We start from the raw sequence: 26421 nt of genomic DNA, 5'->3' as shown, positions 1-26421 counted from the left end.
ATTATTCTTTTACATCCTGAAGAACAGTCCTCTTCCGCCAAAGCAACTCTCTCAATGTTTCAAAATTGACTAGAATCGTTCCAACAATAATCGTCAGCGTACCTATTCCTGTTAACCACGAAATATATTCATGATAGAAGGTAACACCTAATATAACGGCAATTACTGGTGAGATATACAGCCATGTGGACGGAAAAACAGGATTTGTTCGTGACACAAGCCAATAATAAATGCTGTGACCAATCATTGAACCAAAAATAATTAAATAAAAAAGAGAACCAATTGAAGCTGGACTTAAAAGATAATGAAGCTGAATGTTCTCAGTAAAAAGTGACAAAATGATTAATAAAATCCCTCCATGCATCATTTGTGCTGCATTTAAAGCAATTGGAGATGTTGTTCCAAATTTTTGGATGACATGCTTCGTATAAATTGTTCCAGATGCATAGAAAACTTCACCTAAAATAATAGCGAAACAACCAACCATCCAGAAGGGACTAATCTCAATTGCAAAACTAGGTAAGATTAAGAACGTAACACCAATGACTCCGACAACACAACCAATAAATGATTTTCGGTCTCCTTTTTGCTTCAATATAAATGTTTGAATAACAATAATCATCATTGGACCTGTAGCAGATAAGACAGCTGCGATTCCAGATGTCACATACTGTTCTGCCCAATATAATGTGGCAAACGTTCCAAAGGTTAAGGCCACTCCTGTAAAAAACATTTCTTTTCGAAATAATAACCGGATTGTCGTTTTTTCGCGCCAAACCATAAAACTAAATAGTAGTAAACCGGCAATGAAAAAACGAAGACCAGCTGATAAAAACGGAGGAACTCCTGCATCAACACCAACTTTAATTGCTAAAAATGTTGTCCCAAAAATCAAACACATAAAGAAATAATTAATCATTACCATATCAAACTCCTCCTCTTTTTCTATCATAAAAGAAGTAGGATAGAACAGATTAAAAAGGATAGAACAGATCAATTTGGTTCGTGGTACAATCGGTTTGAATAGGAGGAATCGATGTGGGCAAAGCAAATCAAAATGAAGATTATCTTTTTAAGAAAGTCTATGATGATGTACTGCACCGAATAGAGCGTAAAGAATGGAAAGAACATGAAAAGCTTCCCTCCGTCCGGCAATTAGCATCTGAAATGAATGTCCATCGGCTAACGGTATTAAAAGCTTATCAACTATTAAAACAGCATGACAAAGTTTATGTAAAAGATAAATCAGGCTATTTTGTCCAATCAATTGTAACAAAATATATTGAATGTTTAGATCAAGACAATCCCATTGTTTCAGCATACGTAAAAAAAAATCATTTATCCGAAATCCATCAGCCATCTGTTTCCTATCATTTTTCTCAGGCATTGATTGATCCTAATCTTTTGCCTAATCACTATTTTTCAAATTACGTGAAGGAAGTGTTTGACCTATATCCGAAAGTACTGGCAACCTACTCAACGGTGCAGGGTGATTTAGAGCTACGTGAGACTCTGACCCAATATTTTATCAACCACTATAAAACACATTTGAGTCCAGATGAACTGTTAATAACATCTGGCTCACAGCAAGCCATTCACTTAATTGCTCAAGCTTTTATTAAGCCAAGAGACGTCGTTTTATTTGAACGTCCAAGCTATAGTGCTGCGATTGATATCTTTAAAGCACAAGGAGCTCAGATTGTTACGGTGGATATCCACCCTGAGGGCTACGATTTAGAACAGGTCGAATACTATATTAAAAAATACAAGCCACGCCTATTTTATCTCAACCCTACCTTCCATAATCCAACTGGTTATACGGTTTCTGTTGAGCAGCGCAAAAGATTAGTGGAATTAGCTGAGCACTATCGGTTTCTAATAATAGAAGACGATGCCTATCACGACATTTATTTTGACCAAGCCCCACCACCTCCAATTTACACATTTGATAGTGTTGGGACAGTCATTTATATCCGAAGCTTTTGCAAATACATCTCTCCTGGTTTGAGAATTGCAACTGTTATTTGTCCATCATCATTAATGAAATCACTATTAACAGAAAAATCGCTAGCTGATAATGGCTCACCACTTCTCAATCAAAAAATTTTTCTCCATTACTTCTCCTCACTAAGATTGCAACAACATTTGGAGAAAATCCGAATTGCCCTACAGATTCGAAAGGAAATTATGGAGGAAGAGCTAGCTGTAACAGGCTGGCGATGGAACAGTCCAAAAGGCGGTCTAAATTTATGGGTACAGCTCCCAGACGATCTTCCAACTGAATTATTATTATCTAGAAGCATCGAACAATCGATCTCCTTTGTGCCAGGTCAAGTTTGTGATCCATTAAAACAACTATCCTCCTGGATACGTTTAAGCTATTCCTATGCAAATGAAAAACAGCTAAGAGAAGGAGTAAAAAAGTTGGTTACAGTGGCGCAATCACTTTCTAAGTGATCGGACTAGCGATTTAATTTCATCTATAAACGGTGGTATTCACAGCTTTATCAACCATTTCAATTATTTTTTCATCGGTGGCACGAATCGTAATAAGCGGTAGACATAGCAACAACAGGCAGACATATACACCTAACATATTCAGCTGTCTATTTGAATAATATGAAAAAAAGTTATACACCTAGCTCTTATCTGTTCAAAAGAATTACAGCAAATCACAGCAAAAAATTGTTCTCGGTGTAGAACACAATTTTACCAAGGAATGATAAGAGTGCTTTCAGATTTGAGAAAGCCATATTAACTCTATATTCCAGTAAAAATAACAGCCAAATTATTATTGAAGAGCGAGATTTAGAAAAATTTCTATTCTCATAACCTCCCTGTAGAATGATAGAATGTTTTTATACAGTGATAGAAGGAGGAGAAAGATATTGTCTAATCAAAATGAGTCTTCATTAGATAAGGAAAAGCAGCCTAATCCGAAAGTTAAAGTAGAAAGAAAAGAGGGGGAACCAACTGCTGCTTTCAAGGGGGCTTCCTGGGGCGCATTGTTAGTAGGTGTTACGGCATATTTTATAGGCTTGTTTAATGCAACGATGCAACTAAACGAAAAAGGATATTACCTAGCTGTTTTAATATTTGGACTCTATTCAGCAATATCCTTACAAAAAGCAGTAAGAGATAAAGAAGAGGGAATACCAGTTACTAGTATTTATTATGGTATTAGCTGGGTTGCACTTATTGTATCTATTTCATTAATGGGCATTGGGTTATATAATGCTGGAAGTATTGTTTTAAGCGAAAAAGGGTTCTATGGTATGTCATTTGTTCTAAGTTTATTTGCATCCATCACGGTTCAAAAGAATATTAGAGACACACAGAGAGCTAGAGAAAGAGATTAAGTTACTGAAAGAGTCGAGAAGTTCATTCTCGATTCCTTTTGTCATTTTTTCTTAAGCTCCATACTCCTCCAGACTATAAAAAAAGAGCATGGCTGTCATCAGCCATACTCCTCTCAATTTTATTTTTCTCCGCTTATTTCGACTAAAATTTTAGATTGTGTTTTGTCATTTGTTAACGTTTTGAATCCTTTTTCAACAATCTCATCTAGGTCAATTTGACTTGTGATGATCCCTTGTGGATTTAGTTGACCAGCGCTCATTGCATCAATTGTTCTTTGGAAAATTGACGGTGTATAAACAATGGATGATAATACATTAACACCTGTGTTTGTAAGTTGCATTGGATTCCATTCGATTGGTCTTGCAAAAATCGAAACAATCATCATGTTACCACGAGGTTTTGTTACATCAATTGCTTGTTTAAAGGTAGGAGCAACTCCTGCCACCTCAAAGGATACATCAACCCCATCTGCAACAATCGCACGAACTGCTTGTACAGGATTTTCTTTACCTGAATTAATAGCATGGGTTGCACCTAATTCTTTTGCCTTTTCTAATCGATCATCGGATAAATCTAATACGATAACTTTACTAGCACCTGATGCTTTTGCAGCGATTACTGTTAATAATCCAATTGGTCCAGCTCCAAATACAGCAACAGAATCACCTAATGTAACCCCAGCATCTTTAACAGCTTGTACAGCAACAGCCATTGGTTCTACCAGTGCACCATCTTGTAATGTTAAGTTATCTGCTAAACGATGTATATTCGTTACAGGGACATTAACATATTCCGCAAATCCACCGTTTCCATGTAAACCAATAAAGTTAAATCCATCATAACGATCGACTTCTTCATGTTTATTTCTATATGTTAATGTAGGATTGATGACAACTCGGTCCCCAGCCTTAAAGTCAGTAACCTTAGAGCCAACTTCTTCGATGATACCAGCAAATTCATGTCCCATTGTAAGTGGGGCAACTTCACCTGTTAAATCAGCTTTTTCATTAACTGGTACGAAAACCGGACCTTCTTCGTATTCATGCAAATCACTTCCACAAATACCAGCCCACGCTACTTTTACTTTCACTTCTTCTTCTCTTAAAGCGCGTAATTCAACCTCTTCAACTCTAATATCTTTCACACCATGCCAAACTGCAGCTTTCATTTATGTTACCCCCATAAAATTATTTAAATTGGTACCATAAAATAACATCCTTAATAGCTACTCGTGCATGATCAAAATCCGACACTTCTATACACTTGATAAAAGTATTGATGGACATATGATAGGATTCAACTAGATTCATCTTCCATTTGGTTTGTGCAGCTACATTTGTAACAAATATTGTTTCTTTAAAGAATCGTAGCATAGCAATATTTCCTGTAACATCAAAAAACAATTGTAACAAGTGGGCAAATGAAACAACATATTCATAAATATTTTCAGCAGACTTTCTTTGTTTCATAGCTTCAAATCGAAATAATAGTTCATTTTGCAAATCGGCAGTCCATTTAGATTCACACTTGGTTAGTGCAATATCCAATAGATGATAAAGCGCTTCCAAATAATCCTTTAATTCCTGATCCGTTATAATCTTCACTCTTACACCTTTATGTTGTACTTTTTCAACTACACCATCTTTTTGTAAAAGATATAGAGCCTCACGGACAGGTGCATGACTTACTTGTAACTCCTTTGCAATTTCTGCCTCTATTAAGCGCTGACCTTGTTCATAGTAACCAGAAAATATGCGGAATAATAATCGTTCAGCTATTTGCTCAGAAATTGTTTTTTTTGAAATTGAATTTTCATCAAACCCCATTAAACCACTCCAATAAATTTATATCCTTTTATTTTAACATAGTTCAGTGTATAGGGTGATTAGCTAAAAGCGTTATATATTATGGATTATAGATTATCGATAATCTATAAAAGTATTTTAATCTATAAACTCATTTCTTTCAAATATCTTGTTTTGGGTATAACTTTAAATACCTTTTTGGTGTTGTTTAGCTTTCCGCCTAAGTTAAATTTTTTAAAATCATCACCATCTTTTTTTCTCTTCATATTCTATAGAATCAGAATATTGAGGGGGAAACGTATGGGGATTGAATTCACAGCTCTCCATTGGATTTACGTGGTTTTTATTGTGCTCATCATCGGATTTATGGTTAAACGTCGCGATACCACCCTCATTTGTGTAGTAGGCATCTTTATGCTAGCGATTGTTGCAACTGGTGATTTTACTTCTTCCATAAGTGGTGTGTTTAACAGCTTTATTTATGCCATAACTGAGCTGCTATCAACGATTCTTATTATTTCGATTATCGTGGCGATGAGTCGGGTCATGATGTCTTCAGGTATTAATGAGATTATGGTGGCCCCTTTCACAAAGATCATTAAAACACCCGCACTCGCTTATTGGACGATTGGACTTTTAATGATGTTTATTTCTTGGTTTTTCTGGCCATCACCTGCAGTAGCGCTATTAGGAGCCGTGCTCTTGCCTGTTGCGATTCGGGCGGGCCTCCCAGCACTGGGGGTTGCCATGGCGATGAACTTATTTGGGCATGGTATTGCATTATCGAGTGATTTTGTCATTCAAGGGGCTCCAAAATTAACGGCTGATGCTGCTGGTATCCCTGTTGGAGATGTTGTTTCAGCCAGTATTCCGCTTGTTATCACAATGGGCGTTGTAACGACAATTGTTGCTTATATTTTTTTAAGACGTGATATGAAACGAGGAACGCTACTTTTAAATACTGGCAACAATGAGGAGGAGGATGGTGAACAAGAAACTGCGGAAAACTTACTGTCAATTGGGCAAAAACGATTCTTCGCCGTACTTATTCCTATTGCCTTTATCTTAGACGTTATCGCTATGTCAGTATTCAATTTAACGGGCGGCGATGCAACGGCTTTAATCGGTGGAACCTCTGTTTTTATTTTATTGTTGCTTAGTATGGTTGCTCATAAATCAGCGGGATTAGAAAAGACAACAAGTTATTTGATTCAAGGATTTCAATTCGGCTTTAAAGTCTTTGGACCCGTAATTCCAATTGCTGCTTTCTTCTATCTTGGAGATGCTGGCTTTACACAAATTCTTGGAGATCACCTCCCCGCTACTTCACACGGTATTGTCAATGATCTTGGTGTCGGTCTTGCAGCAATAGTTCCGTTAACAAAGGAAATTGCTGTTGTTACATTGGCAGTTGTTGGGGCCATTACTGGGTTAGATGGTTCGGGCTTCTCCGGAATTTCTTTAGCAGGTTCGGTTGGTAGTCTATTCGGGAATGCTATTGGTGATGGAACAGCAACTTTAACAGCTTTAGGACAAATCACAGCGATTTGGGTTGGTGGTGGTACACTACCACCACCATAAGACAATTAATTAAGACCACCCATCATGGAGTGGTCTTTTATTGAGAACTGAAGCTAATACTATTTTTATGTTAAAGTAAATCTTGCTCTATCCCTAATCTCATACTAAGATAAGATTTGTCATTGCATGGCACTAGTTTTACAGTTAATGTTTCTCCTTCGTCTAGTAATTTGCTTTTCGATCTTAACCTATCTGGTCTATCAAGTTTTACATTTTCAAAAGTTACATCATTAGTAAGTACATTTAGTTTTATTCCAAATAATTCAAGAGGAAGATTTGAATGCAGAGATAATGGGAAGCTAAGGCATTTGTTTTTATCATGAAGTCTAAAAAGCTTTTTAATTTCTGATTGGTTATCAAGAATAAAGCTATAGCTTCCTTTAAAATCAATTTTAAAATATTCACCTTTAATTGAATGATATATAACATCGATGTTATATAGCTCCCATTGAGTAAAAGCCCGGTTTGAAATTACAAACTCTATACCAAGCTCCTCTTCTATATAAAGCATCTTTTTGAGAACTTTAATTAATTCTTCTAAATTACCTTCTTCATCAGTATCATTAAAGTTCCAATTAGGGCCTATAAATATATCTCTATCATTATCTAATAGTTTTAATGCTAATTTAGGTTTCTTTTTTTTCTTACTTTTATCAATGATTTCAAGAAACGTTATAATATTTTTAACTGAATTAGAACCAACATCATTTATTGAGATATTAAATGTAGCAGTTGATAACTTTAAATCCATTATAAATTCAACTTCCAAAGGTGCACCTTCTTGTTGATGATTGCTTAAGGTAATAGTAGATCCAAGCATTTGCTTGACTCCAATTAATAGATAATCAATACTCCAACTGTTGTCTTTTAAATATAACTTCATAGGAAGTGGAGGCGGAAATTTACTAGGTTTTATTATAATCTTAGAATTGCTGTTTTCTGTTGCTACAAACTCATCTATAAGGGTTTCTCCGATCCAAGTTTTTAAACTGGCTAAATCAAATTCTATTTCTTGCTGAGTTCCATAGGAGAAATTCAATAAGCTCTCCATGTTCGTAAATTTTTGATATTTTGGTGGAATAATTACTTTCATCATTCCTGTTAAAGGCATTTTCTTCGCTGCATCAGCGAATGCGGGCACATGTCCTATATAACTCTTTCCATTTTCATCAATTCCAAATTCGTATTTCCAAAATGGTGCACAAGGATGTTGCGAATGAACAAAATCCTCCATTTGTTTTAAAAGTAAAGCTGCATTTTCGATATCACCCTTATGAAGATATTGTTGCATTTGGTCCATCACTTGCATTTGATTAATAGTTATGTTTTTAGATTTGAAAATGGATAGATTCCCCATCCCTTTTTGAATAACACTATTTTTTATTCTACTTTTTATCTTTGTTTTTATCTTTCCGAACAATTTGTTCACTTCCTATATCAATATTCTTTGATCGGTAAACTCCTATATTTTCATTACCATTTTGAATCTGTGAATTTTTAATACTATTCTTGTTATAAATCTTTGTTGCACCGAAACCTAGACCTGCAACAACCAAGCCGCCAATTACGGTCCAAATAAAAGTAGTAGTATCCATTTTTATCCCCTTTTTTGCTTTTTAAATATCATAACAGTATTATTTGGAAATTACGATAAAACTTCCCTGGTAAAAAAGTAATTGTAGACTATCATCCAACTAGATAGTCTTTTTTCTATTAAACAGCCTTTCCAATCGTTCTAAGTATCTCTAAAAACAATGGGGACATTTGAATTAATACATAACCTAATCCAGTGTTCATAATGTTTTACAAGCACTCACTATTACGCAACATCGGGTATACAAATGTACATAAAAATCACTGAACAATATACACTCTCCTACGAGGCTCTATATACATCTTTTTATCATTATCAACAAGCTTATTAACATTTGTGGATGGCTTCTCGAACTGCATCTCCTCATATTGATCCTCCAAATCAAAAATTGTTAATTGCCCCTGCAGTTCCATATATTCAAAATGAGCCATATACTAGTCCCCCTTTCACCATTCAAGCCAGTTTTCTATATTTGGTCTACTACATATTTCTGTTCGACTATCTCTATCCTCTAGCCAGTTATAGAAAGGTACTGGACGCTCTCTATTAGCTGTTTCTTCTATAGATGATGATTTATATTGCTTCATACTAGAACGCTCTACAGCCTTGTTAAACGCCCCTGCAAATACGGCTCTTAATGTACTAGTGATAGTTAATGTACCGTTCACAATATCGCTGATAATGTTAGCTAAAACGTCCTTAGCGTTCACAAAATCACGTATATCGTTCATTTTTGTAGCCAAGATACATTTGTGAAGTTGATCTTTCAATTCATCTTGTAAAGGCATCGAGTGCATGAAATCGTATAGCATCACTTGGTACTCATTCATGTATGCCTTTTTCTTTTCAGCTTGCAAAGCTAATTCATTGCCAAGACTCATAATATTATTTGCTTGTTTAGAACTTAAAAGATTAAAAGAACTAGATGATTGGTTTTCAGATTGTGGAGGGCAAACCGCGTCATTACTAGCTTCATTGGCTGTATCTCGTTGGGACACGCTCGATGGGACATAAGGTAAAATGCGATAAATGCTAGCCCCTTTGATGCCGTTTAATTTCGTTCCTGGTACTTTTTCTATGATGCCTAAATCCTCTAACTTTTTAACGCTCCGATAAACCGTCTTTGTGCTGATCTCCAATGCTGCAGCAATAGTTGCAGCTTTCAAGTGGCAGGCTCCTGGATGTTCCAAAGCATGACTCGCAAGTTTGAAAACGATGGCACGTTCTGATTCCGTTAAATCATAGTAATGAGCCGCAATATGTTCTTCAACCGCTGTGTCCATGTCTGCTATTGATTCAAATGTTTTATAAGTTGCTAAGTATTCAAATGCCATCGTTTTCACCTCGTTATCACTAAATATCGATATTACAACATATCGTTATATACATATTAATATCGACATATCGATATGTCAACATAATTGAATAAAATATTTCTCAAATAGCGATATAGTGTTATAATGGTATTAATAATTTATCTGATAGGTGGTGGAAAAATGATTGAGGTAAAGTTAAAGAAGATCATCGAGGAACGTGGAATTTCTCAAAAGCAATTAGCCGAAATGACTTCAATTAGACCAAATGCAATAAGTGAAATTGTAAACAATCAACGTAGCACCATTAACCGCGAACAACTTGCAATAATATGTAAAGCCCTTGAAATAATTGATATGAACGAAATACTTGAACTGAAATAATCTGTGGGGTGATGGGGATGGAATTAAACGAGTTGGTAACAAAAATCTCGAATATACAAAAGAAGGCACTGAGAGATGCTCTTAAAGCGAAGTTAAATGAAGGTTATACAATTGATGAATTGTATGTATCCTTTGATACAAAGACGACTAGAAATAAAGATGGCATTAAAGCAGTCGTGACATATGAAATAAAAGAGAAAACAGATAACTAATCAGGGTTGTCGATATTTTGTTTTATCTATCCTCTAAATACCTATAGGACGGTGATAACGTGGATAAAAAACGATGCTATAATTGCAAAGCTATATGTAGTGATTCAGCTATAAAGTGTCATTTATGTGGGTGTAAAAATTTCATTAAAAAAATAAATGATCAAAGTAAAACTATTCAATGTTCACTATGTTGTTCACCCGTTCCAATTAAAAACGGGAAAGGTTATTGTGTTTACTGCGATGATGAAATATACGATAACAGATAACTAACATTGGTTGTCTGTTTTTTTATATGTACTATTGGTAGGATTTTCTATAAAATAAGATTACAAATATCTGTAAGGGGTGCATGACATGGATACAATTGCAGAAACAATAAAATTTGCTGGCTTTGGTAAGAAAAAGGCAATGGCTAAACAAATTCAAATGTTCGATGATCGCTTAACGGATCAAGGTGAAACGCTACTAGCTGTATGTGCATCCGTTAAAGGCATCAAACAGCTTTATGTAACTGACCAACGTATTTTATTACATGAAATCAAAGGTATTGTTTCAAACGATGAAAGAAGCATTCCTTTGTCTTCAATTAGCAGTATCAACATTTCTAACAAGCTTGTTTACTCTACTATCGAGATTGTATCTACTGGAAATAAGGCAATCATTGATGATGTGCCAGCGCATATTGCATTAGAAATTAAGGCAGCTATTGAGAATCTAAAATCAATGGCTAAAACTTCTTCTGCTCCTGCAGGTAAAGTGGAAAAGGATATGTATGAGGTAGCCGATGAAATTCGAGAATTGAAGGAACTGTTAGAGGATGAATTAATCACTCAGGAAGAATTTGACGCGAAGAAAAAGCAATTGTTAGGGATTTAGGTGACTAAATGAAGTTAGAATTAATGAATATCTTTACAGATTTATTACAGGAAGGACCGTCTCTTACTAATATTTTAAATCTAATTCAAACTTATAAAGACCACGTTTCTAATAAAAATTTAGAAGAATGTTTGTTAATCATGAAAACTAAAATTAATCATTCTGTTTTAAATGGCAAACTTCCTGAACTAGGTCAGGAAGATAATAATTTGATGCTTTCTATGTTTGAAGAAATGCAAGAAATATATACGGAAGTAAAGCGTGATTGCATTATAAATTTAGTTGTAAATATGTTACACGAAAAGAATAATGGAACTTTTCAACTTTACACTTACCAAGTTATTTTTGATCAATTAAAGCAAATGTACGATCCTGAAATTTTATTATTTAAAGAAATACATTCTAAAGTCGATACCTTAACTTGTTTTATAAATGAAGAAAAAAATAAAAAACATTTATCTTCTACTGAATTGCTAAAATTAAATGAGTATGACAGCTATAGATTAAGAAAAATAGAAAATCTAGCATTTTTGGAGAATGTCACAGGTTTTATTGCTGTTGATATTAATGGTGAATACATTTATAACAAAACTTATTTTGATACTTTTTACAATAAAGTTTGCACGTTACTATATGAATAAACGCAAAAATGACCAGGTACTCACTGTTAAAATGAGCGCCTGGGCTTTAAAATTATAATCATTTTACTTCATACAATTTTGTTGTTTTACTTTCATTGTTATAAACAAGTTTTAATCCTAAAAGATCGGCTAGCTCACGGACTTGAACATGCGTCCTACCATCTATAATTACAGCTGGAATAGTTTTTGTATCATTAAGCATAACTTTAGCTTCTGTAATTTGCGCCCCTTTTACTTCCTCCAAGCCATTCAAGATGTCTAATTTGAATTGTGCCTCAGAGATTCCCATACTCGCTAAATACGAATACGGATCTCTATGTGTTGTACCTTTCAAATTATCCGTAATCCATCGGTGTGACTTGATGCCATTACCTGCCCCATCCAACACAACAGGTATTCCAGCCTCTTTGGCAAGTTCCCGTAATAACCAAATATAAGCGGCATAATCCTTCTTGAATTGCTCTTTATCGGAAGTACGAGCTAATTCCACCTGGGCATAGCTAAGTGGATTAGCTTTTGGACCACAACCATACTGTAACCTGCCGACTGGCGCAATTTGCACGATTCTTCCCCCACCGCCTACCCAGTGAGAAACAAAGGCATTGGCTTTATTTCGATTCATATAGGCAATTTCGTTTTCCAATGCATTTGGACCTGTATTATTACCATTACCTGATTCATGGGCAATGACATATTTTACTGCCTTTAACGCTTGATTAGGTAGCCCTGACATTAATCGCTTTTCAATTGTGTAGCTCATTTAACTTCACCCTCCCCTGTTTTATCCTTCACGATTGCTAGAATATTTTTTACAAAGTCAGGCATTGGTAAGCCCATTTTAGTACCGTTTTCCGTGATTGAAATGAATTCAAGGACGCAAAATGCAATGGCTGCCCCATCCCCTGCATACTCGATACCAGGTATTACAACAGATAATAAATAAACTGAACCAACTAGCATTAGATAATAGATTTTTCGAATGATACCGTTAAAGCCTGTACGACTGTTTAAATTTTGATTTACAATACCGCCCATAATTCCTGTGAGGTAATCAATGGCCATAAAACCAATCAAAACAGTAACCGCCATTCCTAGACCATCCACTGAATATGAAACCATAGTGCCTATCGTTCCACTTACTACAGCAATCCATTTTTCCATCTGAACACTTCCCTTTTCCCAAATATAAAAGCCCTCCACGATTATCTGTGGAAGGCTAAAAACACGATTAAAGAAAGGCTATCTTCAAACATGATTTATTTACTTTATTCTTACTGATTATGATTTGGATGATTTGCTTTGTTTACATATACAGCTTCAACTAAATTCATAAATTCTTGCTTTGTATTTAATTCTCTAATATCTTTTGTTTCGTCAGATATAAACGCATCGATTAACCATTTTATAGATTGTTCAATACAATTACTATCATTACAAATAGTTAATAAAAAACTATCACTTACACCTCCCCAAGTTCCACCGTTAGTTACTTCTTCATGACACATTAAGCATGTTGAAGCTTTTTTTCTAGTTTCAGAATCAAATGTAGGATCCTTTAAAATCTCTTTTGTAAAAGCCATTTTCATCTCCTCCTCTTATTTACTACCATTCGACAAAAGGAAAAGATCCCCTCTTATTTTAGACATAAAAAATAACGCTTGCTTATGCTTGCGTTTGTTGAGAGTCCATATCTGTTAATAGCTGCGTATATTCTTCATCTGCCAGCTGATTGTTGGCATAGAATACATTTACTTTCTTTAGCATGTCATCATAACTATATCGGTTGCGATCAATTAAAAATTTACATAAGTCATATACCTTCATTATACTTTTCCTCCCTCGATGCCCATTTCATTCATGGCAATTAAGTATTCTGTATTGATTAGCGTTTGCGCCTGCATTTCCTCAACTGTTGGCGGTGCATCAATTGGCGTTGGCTCGGGTATAACTGGCGCTGTAAATTCGCCTGTTTCATTGTTGTAATCCCAACCTTCTTGAATATCATCACGCCCTGTAATATCAACTAAAATAATATTTGGTGCAAATTCAGGCTTTTCATCAGCTTCAAATATCCAATGGGCTTGATCCCATAATACTTGTGCATAACGTTTCATTTAATCACTCCCACCATTGTACTATTAAAAATCCGTCTCCACCTTTACCACTTGGTATACCTTCAGAATTAATTCCAATTCCACCACCACCACAACCTGGCCCACCTTCTTGGCCAGGGAGATACCTATTAAAAGAACCTATTGCCCCCCCTGTAAACGGTCCACAATTCCCCCCTTTTATAAGTGAGGCGGTATAATTTGTGCCACCATGTGGAACACCATCACTACCTTTAACTCCTAAGGGCCCCCCTGCATTACCACCTTTCAAAGTGCTGTAATTACCACCACCACCACCCGATAAAGATACGTAGGTACCAAATGATGTAGTACCTCCTGCATTACCATTGGCGCCAGTTGTGCCACCATGTGTAACAGCGGGACCTCCTGCCCCTACTGTAACGGTGACGGTTTGCCCTGGTGTTACTTGCACGGGGTAGTATTCAACATAACGCGCGCCACCACCACAAGGTCCATAATAACCACTTGCCCCATCAGGACCATGCGCACCACTCCCCCCACCGCCACAGCCTGTTAAAAATACTTCTGTTACTCCTTCTGGAATTGTCCAGGTAAATGTGCCAGGTGTTTCGAAAACTTTACTTCTCATTACCTTTCCAGCATCTTTGTTTTCAATTTGTGCTGCTATATTATCTACACCTTGTTTAATAGCATCTTGTGTAGGTTTATCAGGAAAATATGTCTTATCAATCCCTGCCATCTACTCTACCTCCTGTTGAATGATATAAAAGCCACCTGCATCAACACCAAAGCCGAATTGATACTTTTTGTTATTTTCGCTATTGGTGTATACATGAGGCATTGGATCAGTTATGTGATTTTCAATTTCTTGTTTAACATTAATGACTTCACTTTTAATTTCATTAATGGCACCTGCCATTGTTTTGTCAACTGTCTCTAAATCAGGAATCGATGCAGTACCTTTTTGCAATTCATTTACTGCAGCATCCAAGACATCCATGTTTTCATTAATGTCTGTAATCAAAACATTGTCTGTTAATTCTGGCTTCTTTAAACCTAAATTTGGTGTATGTTCCATTAGCTCACCTCATTTTCATATATCCTAATTTCATCCCATGTCATATTGGTTACACTTCCCCAGGTTCTATTGCTTACAAATTCCCAAACATTATATGTGTACGAATAGCCAAACTCTAAATGAGCTGGCACAATTATTTCAATTGCTTGCATAAGCCCACTCAAATTGTCAGGAATGCCCTTTGTACCTGTGAATTTGATCTCATATACGCCTGGTGTATTTGTAGTATTAATTTTTACTTCACCGTTGCTATAAGCAGCTGCTACAGTTTTAATGGTTTCTTCTGTTGTTTGGTCAAAGCTTGCGCGATTTCGTGATGAAATTTGCTCTCTGCGCTGGTCATAGCGTAATGTGCTATTTGGTTTAATTCCAAGATCACGTTCATAAATAGGTAAGGCTTCAATGGCTGTATCAATAAAAATGTTACGGTTCACAATTTCAAGCTGTTGTTCTGTATTTCGTAGCTCCCGATCATCAGCTGTAAGTACTGTTCTGAATACATTTGATTTACGCTCATATAAAGGTAAATACTTCATCATGTCCGATAGGTAGTCTTTTGTTGAAACAACAATGCTTGTAATCATTTCAGCTCTTGTCTGCATGATAATAGGCGATTGAACCACCTTTACCCCCTGTGATAGCTGCTCTGTGATAACCTCATTCGTTGTGCCTGTTGAAGCGATTGAAACACCTTGCGTCTGCAGTTCTGTTTTAGTAATCATCAAGGCAAGTCTAAAACATTCCCATTGGTGAGCTGTTAGCTCTCCCCATGTAAAGACTGATACTTGGCCCCACTCGGATTGTGGTATAGCGTGCATTTGTCCTCACCTACCTTAAACGGACAATTAAATAGTTTTTAGGGATCTTGTACTGGCTTGATACATCAATATTTTTCGTAAATTCTGCTTGCGATTTAAATAGCAAATTACCTCCTGTTTTGGCATCAAGAATCCCAATGTGCGTTATATCCCCCCATGTCTCTGTGGCAATAGGAAACAGAATATCAGCGCTGTTCGATGTTTGACCATCTGTTGGCGTTGTAAAGCTTGCAGACTGACGCGAGTAGCTGGCTGCCATTACTTCCACATCACCATTGAACAAGGCAACGAATACTGGCGTTGTTCTTAAATTGTCCGTCAGAACTTTATTTTTTAAATACACTGTCATGTGATTCATTCATTTACACCTCCCATTACTGGCACCCCATCATCAGGAATTACCACATTAGCAGTCGATCCATTGATTAATAGATCCTGATAATCTAAAACCCCATCACTATCAATAATGAGCGCCCCAATCTTTGCATAGCTCACGAATGATGTTCTAAAGGCTATTTCTTTTAAGTGCTGTGTAATGTTCTTTTTAATATTCGCTTTGACTACTTCCTCTGTATAACCTGGCATTATTGTAAGGGCCACCGATAGATTGATTAATAATGCTTCTGCAGGTATTACAAGTAAATCATCCACCCCAAAAGGCATTTCTACTTCGATATGCTCCCTTACAGCTTCGATTAATTCGGCATTAGCAGGTAATTTATTCGCATCGATTACAACCACTTTCATCGATAATGGGCCATTATAGCGAGGAAATACTTTTGCATCCCCTACGCCTGTCACTTCTAGCGCCCATTCTCGATAATGATATTTATTGCCTGCTTTGCCTGGACGCTGCAGCTTATCATAATAGCGCTGGCGTAAATCGTTATCTGTTTCCTCGTCATAGCCATCAACGACAGGATCCGGATTATACACATTCACCAGGCCATTAATAGATGCAGGGAAATTTACAATGGTGTTCGCTGGCACGTTTCCTATTTGGCCAAATTCAGTACACTGGACACGAACATGAGCGAATCCACTTTCATTAAGAATGGCTTCTTCAATGACTGTATATAAAATTGTTTCTGAGCCTACTAATTCGCCAACTTTTACAAGTGTGCCAGCTGTACCCGAAACAATGACTGTTGTCGTGGCTTGTGTAGCAGGTTTACGGATAATTCCTGTGCGCTGATAAACTGTTCTTGTTAGCTCGTCACCTGTTAATTTTTCAACGTCTAATTTTTCTTGTACTGTAGCAATTTTTTCTTGTTGTTTAGCAAATTCAACGGCCACTGGCTTTGTAATGTCATAAACAAAATTACCTTTCGACTTGTCGTATTCATCGCTGATATTGACCATCATACGATCATGAATAATCTTTTCATCTTCCATCTACGCTGCCACCTTCTTTATTGGCTCGTCAATTTCGAATGCTCCCTCTACTGTGACGACTCTAAATTTTATCCGCATCCATTTTCCATCATGGCTGAATTGCCATTCCTGGATCTCTTGAATGTGGGTATGTTCCATTAGGGACGCTGTGACTTCTCGTTTTATTTCTGCTTCAATAAATGCTCTTGGCAAGCTGGAACCTATTAAATCCTCCAATGTCACCCCGTACGGAATGCCTTTGTAAATTCTAAAGCGAAAGCGCTCGGTCTTTAACACTTTTAAGATCCATTGCTTCAATGTTTCAAGACCATGGACTTCAACCATTTTTCCATTTCTGAATACAAAATCCCCTTTATCAAAGTCATACAAAAAGGACTTACCTAGTGGTGGCAAGTCCGTTTTAATTTCCTGTGTATCAAATTCTAGTTGTGCGATCTTAGGTAACATTATTCGAACCTCACCGCCTTACCTACAACAAAATACAGTTGTTCATCTGCAGTCGGTAACAGTATTACTTCGTCACCTTCTTTGAGGGTATCCTTTGTTGTGGATTTTACTTCTTTAGCTTCAAATCTTTGAAATGGGCTATCTGTAAATCGAATATCACCCTCTAGCTCAATTTCACGTTCATAATCTTCTAGGACATGAGCAGCAAACACTAATCGGTTATTACCAAGAATGACAGTATCATTTAAGCGTATTTGAGCATTTGGCGGTGGTGAAATAACAATTCCAGTAGACATTGACACAGGTTTAGGATTTTCATTTTGTTTAAGCATCTTAGCTAACGTTGTAATCGAATCCATTTACTTCACCTCTAATGTAGGCTTCATGGTGTGAATGCCTTTACTAATCGTGTGCAATACATCCTTAATTAAAAATGTACCTTTAATGCCTGTGGTTGGTTCTTCGAGTGCAAATAGACGGCCTGCTCTAAAATCATCGTGGCCCATCAATTCAACACTATTTTCTTCTGACACTTTTGACAGCTGCTTTAATTCATTTTCAGCTACCTGTTTAGCACTTTTCTTTTCATTCTGATCTAGCTTCACAACTTTAGTAATACGACCATATTTCTCAGCCATTTTATTATCAGACTTGGTTAAAACCACTTTGTCATTGTTTCCGACAACCTGGATTGTATTGGCCATTTCTGTAATGCTGCGTCTTTTAGATGGATTCATAAGAGCTGAATGAATATCATATTTTGGGCCACCTTCAAACAACTGAAATGTACCTGTTACAACTACATCACCTTGCTTTTCGATGTATAGCTTGCCCTGGCGCATTTCCATGAGGTATTTAACACCTAACGACTGTTCTGCAATAGTAAGAATGTCTTTTATAATTTCACTAACCTTTTTATCGTTGTATATTTGATCGATAGGTTTAGGAATAGATACGATCTTACCAACTTGAATATTGAAGTCTTTGGCGATCTTCTTGATACAAGCATCTGCAGATAATTTATTAAATTGATAAACTGCATTCGATTTATTTAGATAAAAGGCATAATCAAAGGCAACGTATGCAATTGGTGATCTTCCATTTTTCAGCTCGTCTACAATAATAGCGCGTGTTATTTCCTTGCCGTTATTGTAAAGGGCCACCATATCACTAATATCACATGGATTCACAGGAAAGTAATTTGTATCAGTAAAAGCGATACTAAAATTAATTTCGTCCCCTAATTCCTCCATGTTGCTACGCCAGGTTAATGTGCCAAGCAAAGGCGTAATATTCGTCATGGTACCACCTTTAATTAGCCATAATTCATGAGCCATTATTTCACCTTCTTTGTTTCTAAAATGATCTCTTTAAACTCTGATAGGGCCAGCGAATAATAAACATCCCCTGATCCGTCTTGAAGTCCAGCCTCAAAGTTTTCGATTGTCATGAGCATATTAATGGGTGTGTTCGACATGATTAATCGAATTGGCATTCGTTTGTCTATCCAGCCTTCAATGATCTCATAATACTCCCACCCAAAATATTTATTGTTTCTTGAAAATGGATACACCTTTGAAGGAAAAAAAGAATCAATCGTAAGAGATTTCAAGCCTCTACGACCAAGCAATTTAATGTCACCTTGATTAATTGTTGTGAACACTTCATTACTCACAGGACTAGGTATTTTAAAATCAGCTGGCACTATAGGAAGTTGAATAATTTGTTTTCGATCCATTGTGCTTAGAAAAATGTCCATCTATCCAACCCCCTATAAATTGGCCAATCTTAATTTTAGTAACGGCACAAGTTCATCGGCTACTTCCATTGCTGTTACGCCTTTGGCATTTAAGTTTTGGATAATAACTTGTACACCGCCAGTATTTGAAGCTGTTGGCTGCGGCATAGCTCCTGCAGGTGTAGGCGTTGTTACTGTTCCTGGTGATGATTGCACCATTTGATCCACATTATCGATTGATCCGCCTGCAGCACGAATCCTTTCAGATTGTCGAGCAGGTATAACCATTTCGTCTTTGTGTAATTCTGCAATATATCCATCATAAGGGACACGATTTAAACCATCTGCATGTGATCCTGAAACGAATTTACCAACGGCACCTGCAGCTTTTCCAATAGCTCCACCTATTTTCGAAACCCATTCAGGCGGTTGGAAATTACTAATGGCATTTTTAAAGCCCATAAATTTATCATAGAGTCCTTTGAAAAAGCCTGTTACTGGCTGAATCTTTTGAGAAGCCCAATCATAAATACCTCCAAATACCTCTTTCGTTTTCTCCCACAAGCTACCTGCAGCTGCTTTGACGGTATCCCAATTTCGATATAACAAAACACCTGCAGCAACTACAGCAGCTATGCCAACCACTACCCAAGTCAAAGGACTGGCAAGCATGGCCGTATTCATGGCCCATTGTCCAGCTGTTGCTAGTCCCATTGCTGTTCTAAAGCCTTGAATCATTGTGGTTACTGTGGTGATAACTTTTAAGGCACCCATACCTACTGCCACAACTCCTACAGCTGTTCCAACACCAATAAGCGTTTCTTTAATTGGCCCCCAATTATCACGAACGGTATTGCCAAACTCGAAAGCTTTTTGTACAATTCCCTGAATCTTAGGCACCAATTCATCAGCTTTTTGAGCAACACCTTGTAAAAACTCCTGCGCTCCTGCTCCGTTTACAACATCAGCTATGCCGACCTGTAAATCTCGCCACGATTGTGTTAATTTCGATTTAAAGCTACTTTGTAGCGCATCAGCTGCTCGTCCTGTTGCTCCCTCAAAGCCTTGTACAGATTTAGCGCTATCTGCCATCGATAAAACTACATCTTCGCGCAAATCCTCCCACATAGTCCCAAAAAGCGCAACGCCTGCAGCATTTTGTTCAACAGGATTTTTCATAGCCGCTAAACCTGCAATAGTAGCAGCAAAAGCATTATTTGCTGTTTCTCCACCTGCAGTAAATTTCTCGGCCATTTCATCGGCATTTAATCCAATAGCTGCAAAACCTTCTTTTGTTCCTTTTGAGCCATCGATTGCACGGATACCAAACTCTTTCACAGCATCCCCGACTTTATCCATGTTCCAGGCTCCATTTTCAGCGCCCGAAATTAAAATGCCTGTAAATTCTTCTGCAGACAATCCAAGCTTGCTAAAATGGACGCTATACTCATTAAACGTATCTAGTAAATCATCAGAATAGTCGCCTGTTTTCTGAAAGGCATGAGTCATTAAATCAAGTGCCTTTGTTTCACTTAGACCTTTAAAGTTGCTCGTCATAGATTTAACAGTTTTTCCGACTTCTTTTGATTCAGCACCCCAGGCTTGTGAAATAGTTGCAGCTCCTTTGGCTACCTCCGTCAATGAATCACCTTTTAGGTTTTTGAACATGGCACTTAAAGTAGAAACATCATCAGCAACCTGATCCATGTTTTCACCAAAACCTGCTTTGAATACATCTTTGGCCACATTTTCAAGCCCTTTTAATTCTGCTCCTGTTGCCCCTGTTCGAGCTTCTAAGCGTTTAAAGGCTCCATCAGTATCAACTATTGACTTCGCGACACTTGCGCCAAATGCAGCGATTCCAGTTGCACCCAAAGCACCTGCGCCCATTGCTACTGTTTTAAAAACTCTAGCTGCCCCTTGTCCAAACCGTTGAATTTGGTTGCCCACTCTCGCAACGCCTCGTCCAAAATCATCAGCTCGATCACTGGCTCGCCTTAGGTTGCTAGAAAAATCACGATCTTGCAATGTGAGAACCGCTGATATTACCCTTCTTCCCAATTCCTCACCGCCTTTTACAAAAGAAAAAAGCTAAAGCATTTTTGCTCTAGCTTTCATTTCCTCGTCTTTTTCTTCTAAATATTTTTCTATGCTGGCCATCATTATTAACTTTGTATCATAGTCAAGATTTAGAAGATATTCAGGTTTAAAACCGCGTTGAATATAGTGATGAAGAAAATAAAAATCATCATCACTATCAATTAGTTTTTTATAGCTTTAACTCCACCTTTTTTATATCCTGCAAGTTCAAAACCAATTTCAGACAGTAATGCAATTTCGCCTGGTTCAAAGATTTTAGCTACGATGTCAGTTGGTAATGTGCAGCCATATGCATTTTTTAATTCAGGATCTTTTAAATTCGGCTCCACCATTGTGTTATAAACCATGTACTCGTCAGCGTCAGTATCATTATTTTCGTCTCGGGACATTTTCAAAGTATCTAAGCATAAAGATTTTTCAGGTTTACGCAAGACTACTTCAACGCCTAAACGTTCCACAAGTACAACCTCTGTGACATCATCTTTCACCTGGTACTTTTCTTTCTCTTTCATTAAATCTGTAACTGATAATCGTTTATTTACCTTTTTAGTCATTTGATTTCCTCCGTTATACGTTTTTAGGCTGTAATTGAATCAATGAGATCATAGTCTGCAAAGTTAAATGGTAATTCCTCTGCTCCTATAGTTTTTTGGGCAAACTGCATCAACATAAATTCGTTAAATGTCACTTCATTAATTGCCACTCGCTCTGAACCAAATGCGTCAGGATCAGCTAATTTCCCAACAATATTTACATCAGGTGTCATTCCCTTTTTAACAGCTTCTGCAAGTAGCTTTGCCCCTCGACTATATACTTTTTTAAGTTTCAAGTTGCCTTCTCCTGACCAACCAGTCTGTTTTTTATGTGTCGCTGGATCTTCAGCCATGTTTACATCTTCATAATCAATGGTTACTTTAGCTTCAAATTCCTCAATGTCTAGCCATTTTTCATTGTTCACCCACACGCTGCCGTATGTGCCATTAATAACGCGATTAGATTTTAATTTACCCACGTGTCAATCCCTCCTTAAATCGCAATATCCATATCTAAGTCTTCGATAGCATCCACAATTTTTATATTGCCCCCTACAAACACATTACGTTTAAAGGACATTTCTTTTACTTTTTGGTCATCCCACTCTGACGTATCTACTCCAATGCCCTCCCACGCCAAACGTTGTTTTCGGACATTAATTTCTGATTTATTATCGTAATTTGGATCAAGTATTTCTTCACCTTCTAAACCATCAAAATATGCATTAACCGACCGCAAAAACAGAACTTGGTTGTCGTAAATATTGTTGTGTTTACCAATATAGTGCTTATCAAATGTTGTGCGAATATCGTCTTTTATCATATCCTGTACTTCCATGATACGGATTGATTTAAAGTCCTCCGTTTTCTTACCTGTTGTTGTTGTCAAACTGTTCACACCACGGCCAATTTTGATGTTTTCCCCATCATTAATAAGGATGAGTTCTCCATTATCAACGGCCTTATCTGGATCTTCAATTTCTGTAATAGAGTCAATTTCATTCAACTCGTAGTAAGTAGCTGATCTTGTAAATGGCAGTCCAGCTAAGATGCCAGCAATTCGAGCTGTATATTCTGCTGTTGTATAATCCTTACCTTCAACTTTAATTCCCGTTGTAGTGAAATTAATAATTCCCTCATGATCTGCTTCGATATTTGGCAAAACTGCCTTAAACGTTTTTTTATCATTGTCACGCTTTGTTTTGATCCAAGTTGCGATGATTGTTGTGTCTTTATCTTCAATGCCTGGAATGGCCAAGTAATTGAATCGTTTATTATTTAAGCGTGTTAATGCTACGTTATAATCTGTTGCTGTTGTTGGCAAACGTTCAATAATGATTTTGCTTGGTGTACCCATAATCGTTTTTTGAATGTAATCTAAATTGGCTGGCGCCCATCCTTCTGTTGGTACATCCTCAATGCTTTTGTAAGTTACTGTATCAGCAGTTTGTACATCATCTTTTAAAATCAATGCAACAATACCTAGTTGACTTCGCTTGATAGCAGTAACGGCTTTACCATTAAATTCGATAATAATTTGTGGTAGGCCCATTGTTTAATCCCCTTCCTCATCATCCAATTCACCCATAAGCTCAATTGGATATTTTTCATAAAAGTCTTTTCCATTTTTAATTTCATCTTCAATATTTCCGCCTGAACTGCCCTCGCCATATTCACGGCCATCAAAGAATTGAAGATCAAATTCAAACTGCAGTACACCATCAATTTCATCGAAATTAGGTTCGACTATATCCAAATGGCGATCTTCTACAGAAAATTTAAGATCAAATACATTCCCTAATGCTTCTTGAACATCTAACAATTCAATTGCATTATCATTTTCATCTGTAGGAAAATAAAAAATGCGAACCGTGCAAGACTTTTCAACTTGTGTCAAATAGCCCTCACGTTTCACATTATCTAATTCCACTTTGAAAGATGGTCGTGTAAATCCTTCGTTAGCTGATTTACTAATAACATCAATATCAATAAAATTTGACTGTAATTTATCATTAATTGCCGTTTTGATTTGCTTAAAAGTAATCATAATTTATTCTTCCTCAACAATTCATCTAGCCATTTTACAGTCTCTTTCTCTACGTCACCCGATGACTCAAATTCTCGCATACCTTTGTCCATTGGTTTTTTACCAGGTACAAAATCACCTGTTTTATTGCCCTCATGGTCTACCATCCAATGGCCATCTTCCACTAAGTGCGCATGTGGTGAAGAATTATAAACACGGACAACAAGTTCGCCATGATAACCAACAAAAACTTTTCCTCGTTTCCACTTTTTGTGATACATTCCTGTTTTCTTTTTAACAAGGCTTCGAGATTTCTTAGCTACAGTTGTCCTGGCCTTTGAACCAATTTTACGCATCAGTTTTGGTGCTTCCTTAGGTACCTCCCTAGTGGCGACATTAAATAAATCTCTTTGAAAATCAGTTAAACCGTTCATTTGAATGCTCACTTTAACACCTCCTGAACAAAGATTTCTAGTGTCTCATTGCGAAAATAGGGATTAAGAATATATTTAATTTCAAATTCATGTCCTTTGTATCTGATCCGCATATCCTTTGTGATGTCTTTGCCAGCGTTGTATCGCACGATGATTTTATGCGTGACATTCGTTAAAATCGTGTCAGCAACTTGCTTTTGTAATGAGCCAGTTTGCGGAATGATTGCTGCCCATATTTTTTTATCAGGTAGAAATTCATAAACAGTTTCGTTCAATTCATTTTTTGTCTTTTGATTAGTGAGGATGTCAATTCTGTGTTTTAAATCGCCAGGATTCATAATGCTCACCTCAAAGTAAATTAATAGAATGCATGTCCAAAATAGATTGAACAACCTTATTTACGTTATTATCCTTCACTGTGAAGATGCGATTTTCATACATTTCATTAGCAAGAACAAATACAATTATTGAAATATCCTCTTTGGTGTCCAGTTGTTCATCTGATAGTCCTGTATAGCCTTTTATATAAGCCTTTACAGCTGATAAGATAAGCGTAAAAGTTGAAAGGACATCTAAATCAGTTTCATCCTCTCGCGCATATTTTGCCAGTTCTCCTGGTGTAATTGCACTAACCTGCATCTGTTTTCACCTGCTTTTTCACGACAACTTCCTCTACATGGCCAGCTTGTAACAAGTCATCTGCCACATTCTTTGGTAGCACTTTTACTTCACCTTTTGACATTGTGACGCTACCCGAAAAGCTTACACGTGCTTTTACTTTCATTCTGTCACCTCCAATAAAATAAGCGTAGAGTTTAGCCCCTACGCTGATTTCATCACTAATTTAGAGATTTTCTGTTCATTTTCAACCTTTGAATCAATTTCAATCCAGCCAACAACACCAATTGCGTGTTGAGTAGCATATTTTTCGCGTAATATTTCAATCGATACATTCTCAGAAAGTTTTACGGCAAGTCCAGACATATCACCATAGAAAATAGCTGTTTTTCCTGCTTCCATTTCTGCCATATTGTCAGATGTGTACACATCTTTGCCTAATAAAGTGTAGCCCCAACGAGCAGTGGCATCCTTATTTAACAAGTAGTTGCCTTGTCCATCTTTAAGCTTGCGAATAGCTTTTCGTGTTGTTTTGTTCATGATCCAAATGGCATTGCCCTGGAAAGCATCAGGTACTTCTTCTTGTACATCGATCAATTCATCAGCTGTTAATACTGTAGCAGCTGCAGCAGTTACAGATTGCTTTACAGTTGAAAGGCCAGTAATCTTATTTGGTGTACCGTTTAACAATTGGTTTTCAATCCATTTTGCGATTGATTCAGCCATTTTCGCTACAACAAATGAAACAAGGTCGAATTGTGAATTATTAACGAGTGACTTAGACACTTTACTTAATGCACCTGCTAAGAAGCCTTTTAACTCAATTGAAGTGAATCGTCCACTTGTAGATTCCAATTCAACAAATTCATCAGCATAAGCCATTTCGATTGTTCCTGCCGATTCATCATAGTAAGGAATACTTAATGATCCAGCAATGTTATAACGAGTTGCTAATTGATAAATTGGTGAAATATCATATACCTTTTGAATGATCTTGTTTGCAATGCTGGAAGGAATTACGGCACCGTTTGACCCTACAGTTAAATTAACATCTGCTCGATCCTCGACTACACCGCGAATGTAATTCTCGAAAGCGCGTGTTTCAGCTTCTTCTTGCGTACGTTGTTCTGCTTGTTTAGCAGGTAACTTTTTGTCCAAAGAACGTGCTTCATCCAAAGCAGTGATTGTTTTATCAAGTCCTGCAATTTCGCTTTTAATTTCATCAAATCGAGTCGATTCTTGGTCAGTTAGTGCGCGTGTTTCTTCTTTGGCCCCCTTTAGTAAATTATCCATTTCATCTAATAAGTTGTTGCGCTGTTCAACCAGTGACGGCATAGAACGAGTTTCAATAAATTTCTTAATATCTTTTTTCATG

38 protein-coding genes are annotated in these 26421 nt (G+C 36.8%); 7 read left to right on the top strand and 31 right to left on the bottom strand.

What is annotated here, in order from left to right; genetic code table 11:
• Position 1 precedes the first annotated feature (1 nt).
• Complete coding sequence (locus MKY76_RS07060; protein WP_066036647.1) at positions 2–925, bottom strand: EamA family transporter; 924 nt, start codon at positions 923–925, stop codon at positions 2–4.
• Positions 926–1038: 113 nt separating this feature from the next.
• On the opposite strand from MKY76_RS07060, the gene MKY76_RS07055 reads away from it, so the two are divergent.
• Both MKY76_RS07055 and yiaA read left to right on the top strand, forming a co-directional pair.
• The gene (locus MKY76_RS07055) at positions 1039–2457 is read left to right on the top strand and encodes a PLP-dependent aminotransferase family protein (RefSeq protein WP_103117682.1); all 1419 of its coding nucleotides are present in this window, start codon (positions 1039–1041) and stop codon (positions 2455–2457) included.
• Positions 2458–2888: 431 nt separating this feature from the next.
• Positions 2889–3359 (top strand): inner membrane protein YiaA, encoded by a 471-nt coding sequence (gene yiaA / locus MKY76_RS07050; protein WP_048391167.1) that lies wholly within the window; start codon positions 2889–2891, stop codon positions 3357–3359.
• A 119-nt stretch (positions 3360–3478) separates the two neighbouring features.
• Here the strand turns inward: yiaA and MKY76_RS07045 are convergent, their stop codons facing one another.
• Both MKY76_RS07045 and MKY76_RS07040 read right to left on the bottom strand, forming a co-directional pair.
• Entirely contained in the window at positions 3479–4528 is a 1050-nt protein-coding gene (locus MKY76_RS07045) for a 2,3-butanediol dehydrogenase (RefSeq protein ID WP_054550650.1), read from the bottom strand.
• Between the two features lie 19 nt (positions 4529–4547).
• A complete protein-coding gene (locus MKY76_RS07040; protein WP_048391171.1) occupies positions 4548–5186 on the bottom strand; it encodes a GntR family transcriptional regulator in 639 nt (212 codons plus the stop codon).
• A 279-nt stretch (positions 5187–5465) separates the two neighbouring features.
• Between MKY76_RS07040 and MKY76_RS07035 the strand changes: the two genes are divergently transcribed.
• Complete coding sequence (locus tag MKY76_RS07035) at positions 5466–6746, top strand: hypothetical protein (RefSeq protein WP_342557594.1); 1281 nt, start codon at positions 5466–5468, stop codon at positions 6744–6746.
• 70 nt (positions 6747–6816) lie between these two features.
• Here MKY76_RS07035 and MKY76_RS07030 read toward each other — a convergent pair whose 3' ends face one another.
• From MKY76_RS07030 to MKY76_RS07015, 4 genes are all read right to left on the bottom strand, one after another.
• A complete protein-coding gene (locus MKY76_RS07030) occupies positions 6817–8166 on the bottom strand; it encodes a hypothetical protein (RefSeq protein ID WP_342557593.1) in 1350 nt (449 codons plus the stop codon).
• Positions 8132–8341, bottom strand: coding sequence for a hypothetical protein (locus MKY76_RS07025; protein ID WP_342557592.1), 210 nt, complete (start codon positions 8339–8341; stop codon positions 8132–8134). The genes MKY76_RS07030 and MKY76_RS07025 overlap by 35 nt, the downstream gene beginning before the upstream one ends.
• A 259-nt stretch (positions 8342–8600) precedes the next feature.
• Positions 8601–8771: a hypothetical protein gene (locus tag MKY76_RS07020; protein WP_342557591.1), complete on the bottom strand. Its 171-nt coding sequence runs from the start codon at positions 8769–8771 to the stop codon at positions 8601–8603.
• A 15-nt stretch (positions 8772–8786) separates the two neighbouring features.
• Positions 8787–9674, bottom strand: coding sequence for a helix-turn-helix domain-containing protein (locus MKY76_RS07015; RefSeq protein ID WP_342557590.1), 888 nt, complete (start codon positions 9672–9674; stop codon positions 8787–8789).
• A gap of 162 nt (positions 9675–9836) precedes the next feature.
• Here MKY76_RS07015 and MKY76_RS07010 point away from each other — a divergent pair, with 162 nt between their 5' ends.
• From MKY76_RS07010 to MKY76_RS06995, 4 genes are all read left to right on the top strand, one after another.
• Complete coding sequence (locus MKY76_RS07010) at positions 9837–10037, top strand: helix-turn-helix transcriptional regulator (protein WP_259419810.1); 201 nt, start codon at positions 9837–9839, stop codon at positions 10035–10037.
• A gap of 17 nt (positions 10038–10054) precedes the next feature.
• Complete coding sequence (locus tag MKY76_RS07005; protein ID WP_066036958.1) at positions 10055–10249, top strand: hypothetical protein; 195 nt, start codon at positions 10055–10057, stop codon at positions 10247–10249.
• 354 nt (positions 10250–10603) lie between these two features.
• Complete coding sequence (locus MKY76_RS07000) at positions 10604–11125, top strand: PH domain-containing protein (RefSeq protein ID WP_342557589.1); 522 nt, start codon at positions 10604–10606, stop codon at positions 11123–11125.
• A gap of 8 nt (positions 11126–11133) precedes the next feature.
• The gene (locus MKY76_RS06995; RefSeq protein WP_342557588.1) at positions 11134–11766 is read left to right on the top strand and encodes a hypothetical protein; all 633 of its coding nucleotides are present in this window, start codon (positions 11134–11136) and stop codon (positions 11764–11766) included.
• A gap of 58 nt (positions 11767–11824) precedes the next feature.
• On the opposite strand, the gene MKY76_RS06990 is transcribed toward MKY76_RS06995, so the two are convergent.
• The 24 genes from MKY76_RS06990 to MKY76_RS06875 all read right to left on the bottom strand — a co-directional run bounded on the left by MKY76_RS06990 (position 11825) and on the right by MKY76_RS06875 (position 26420).
• Positions 11825–12526, bottom strand: coding sequence for an N-acetylmuramoyl-L-alanine amidase (locus tag MKY76_RS06990; RefSeq protein WP_342557587.1), 702 nt, complete (start codon positions 12524–12526; stop codon positions 11825–11827).
• A complete protein-coding gene (locus MKY76_RS06985) occupies positions 12523–12927 on the bottom strand; it encodes a phage holin family protein (RefSeq protein ID WP_342557586.1) in 405 nt (134 codons plus the stop codon). Before MKY76_RS06985 ends, MKY76_RS06990 begins: the two co-directional genes overlap by 4 nt.
• Before the next feature lie 110 nt (positions 12928–13037).
• Complete coding sequence (locus tag MKY76_RS06980; RefSeq protein ID WP_342557585.1) at positions 13038–13346, bottom strand: hypothetical protein; 309 nt, start codon at positions 13344–13346, stop codon at positions 13038–13040.
• An 82-nt stretch (positions 13347–13428) separates the two neighbouring features.
• Entirely contained in the window at positions 13429–13590 is a 162-nt protein-coding gene (locus tag MKY76_RS06975) for a hypothetical protein (RefSeq protein WP_181574634.1), read from the bottom strand.
• Entirely contained in the window at positions 13590–13880 is a 291-nt protein-coding gene (locus MKY76_RS06970) for a hypothetical protein (protein WP_342557584.1), read from the bottom strand. Before MKY76_RS06970 ends, MKY76_RS06975 begins: the two co-directional genes overlap by 1 nt.
• A 4-nt stretch (positions 13881–13884) precedes the next feature.
• On the bottom strand, positions 13885–14598 hold the full coding sequence (locus tag MKY76_RS06965; protein WP_342557583.1) for a glycine-rich domain-containing protein: 714 nt from the start codon (positions 14596–14598) through the stop codon (positions 13885–13887).
• Positions 14599–14937 carry a hypothetical protein gene (locus MKY76_RS06960; RefSeq protein WP_342557582.1) on the bottom strand — a complete coding sequence of 113 codons (339 nt, stop codon included), beginning with the start codon at positions 14935–14937 and terminating at the stop codon, positions 14599–14601. It lies immediately after the preceding gene.
• Positions 14937–15755, bottom strand: a complete 819-nt coding sequence (locus MKY76_RS06955) for a putative phage tail protein (RefSeq protein WP_342557581.1) — start codon at positions 15753–15755, stop codon at positions 14937–14939. The genes MKY76_RS06960 and MKY76_RS06955 overlap by 1 nt, the downstream gene beginning before the upstream one ends.
• Positions 15756–15765: 10 nt before the next feature.
• The gene (locus MKY76_RS06950; RefSeq protein WP_342557580.1) at positions 15766–16113 is read right to left on the bottom strand and encodes a hypothetical protein; all 348 of its coding nucleotides are present in this window, start codon (positions 16111–16113) and stop codon (positions 15766–15768) included.
• Positions 16110–17150 carry a baseplate J/gp47 family protein gene (locus tag MKY76_RS06945; protein ID WP_342557579.1) on the bottom strand — a complete coding sequence of 347 codons (1041 nt, stop codon included), beginning with the start codon at positions 17148–17150 and terminating at the stop codon, positions 16110–16112. Before MKY76_RS06945 ends, MKY76_RS06950 begins: the two co-directional genes overlap by 4 nt.
• Positions 17151–17597 (bottom strand): DUF2634 domain-containing protein, encoded by a 447-nt coding sequence (locus MKY76_RS06940; protein ID WP_342557578.1) that lies wholly within the window; start codon positions 17595–17597, stop codon positions 17151–17153.
• On the bottom strand, positions 17597–17956 hold the full coding sequence (locus MKY76_RS06935) for a DUF2577 domain-containing protein (RefSeq protein ID WP_305193531.1): 360 nt from the start codon (positions 17954–17956) through the stop codon (positions 17597–17599). Before MKY76_RS06935 ends, MKY76_RS06940 begins: the two co-directional genes overlap by 1 nt.
• Entirely contained in the window at positions 17957–18934 is a 978-nt protein-coding gene (locus MKY76_RS06930; protein ID WP_342557577.1) for a hypothetical protein, read from the bottom strand.
• Complete coding sequence (locus tag MKY76_RS06925; protein WP_313871109.1) at positions 18934–19356, bottom strand: hypothetical protein; 423 nt, start codon at positions 19354–19356, stop codon at positions 18934–18936. Before MKY76_RS06925 ends, MKY76_RS06930 begins: the two co-directional genes overlap by 1 nt.
• 12 nt (positions 19357–19368) lie before the next feature.
• Complete coding sequence (locus MKY76_RS06920) at positions 19369–21396, bottom strand: phage tail tape measure protein (protein WP_342557576.1); 2028 nt, start codon at positions 21394–21396, stop codon at positions 19369–19371.
• A 200-nt stretch (positions 21397–21596) separates the two neighbouring features.
• A complete protein-coding gene (locus tag MKY76_RS06915; RefSeq protein ID WP_319839614.1) occupies positions 21597–21989 on the bottom strand; it encodes a hypothetical protein in 393 nt (130 codons plus the stop codon).
• Positions 21990–22012: 23 nt separating this feature from the next.
• Positions 22013–22447: a phage tail tube protein gene (locus MKY76_RS06910; RefSeq protein ID WP_319839615.1), complete on the bottom strand. Its 435-nt coding sequence runs from the start codon at positions 22445–22447 to the stop codon at positions 22013–22015.
• Positions 22448–22461: 14 nt separating this feature from the next.
• A complete protein-coding gene (locus MKY76_RS06905) occupies positions 22462–23520 on the bottom strand; it encodes a phage tail sheath C-terminal domain-containing protein (protein ID WP_342557575.1) in 1059 nt (352 codons plus the stop codon).
• Positions 23521–23523: 3 nt separating this feature from the next.
• Positions 23524–24015: a DUF6838 family protein gene (locus MKY76_RS06900; RefSeq protein WP_342557574.1), complete on the bottom strand. Its 492-nt coding sequence runs from the start codon at positions 24013–24015 to the stop codon at positions 23524–23526.
• Positions 24012–24440 carry an HK97 gp10 family phage protein gene (locus MKY76_RS06895; RefSeq protein WP_305193539.1) on the bottom strand — a complete coding sequence of 143 codons (429 nt, stop codon included), beginning with the start codon at positions 24438–24440 and terminating at the stop codon, positions 24012–24014. Before MKY76_RS06895 ends, MKY76_RS06900 begins: the two co-directional genes overlap by 4 nt.
• Entirely contained in the window at positions 24437–24766 is a 330-nt protein-coding gene (locus tag MKY76_RS06890; RefSeq protein ID WP_342557573.1) for a phage head closure protein, read from the bottom strand. The genes MKY76_RS06895 and MKY76_RS06890 overlap by 4 nt, the downstream gene beginning before the upstream one ends.
• Positions 24767–24776: 10 nt before the next feature.
• Positions 24777–25067 (bottom strand): head-tail connector protein, encoded by a 291-nt coding sequence (locus MKY76_RS06885; RefSeq protein WP_342557572.1) that lies wholly within the window; start codon positions 25065–25067, stop codon positions 24777–24779.
• Entirely contained in the window at positions 25057–25212 is a 156-nt protein-coding gene (locus tag MKY76_RS06880; RefSeq protein WP_305193542.1) for a hypothetical protein, read from the bottom strand. The genes MKY76_RS06885 and MKY76_RS06880 overlap by 11 nt, the downstream gene beginning before the upstream one ends.
• Before the next feature lie 38 nt (positions 25213–25250).
• A complete protein-coding gene (locus MKY76_RS06875; protein WP_342557571.1) occupies positions 25251–26420 on the bottom strand; it encodes a phage major capsid protein in 1170 nt (389 codons plus the stop codon).
• Position 26421 lies beyond the last annotated feature (1 nt).

The sequence above is a fragment of the Lysinibacillus sp. FSL P4-0201 genome, from assembly GCF_038593425.1.
GTDB classification, from domain to species: Bacteria; Bacillota; Bacilli; order Bacillales_A; family Planococcaceae; genus Lysinibacillus; species Lysinibacillus capsici.
Note: the sequence above shows the minus strand (reverse complement) of the source record. Positions and strands in the feature narration are given on the sequence as shown.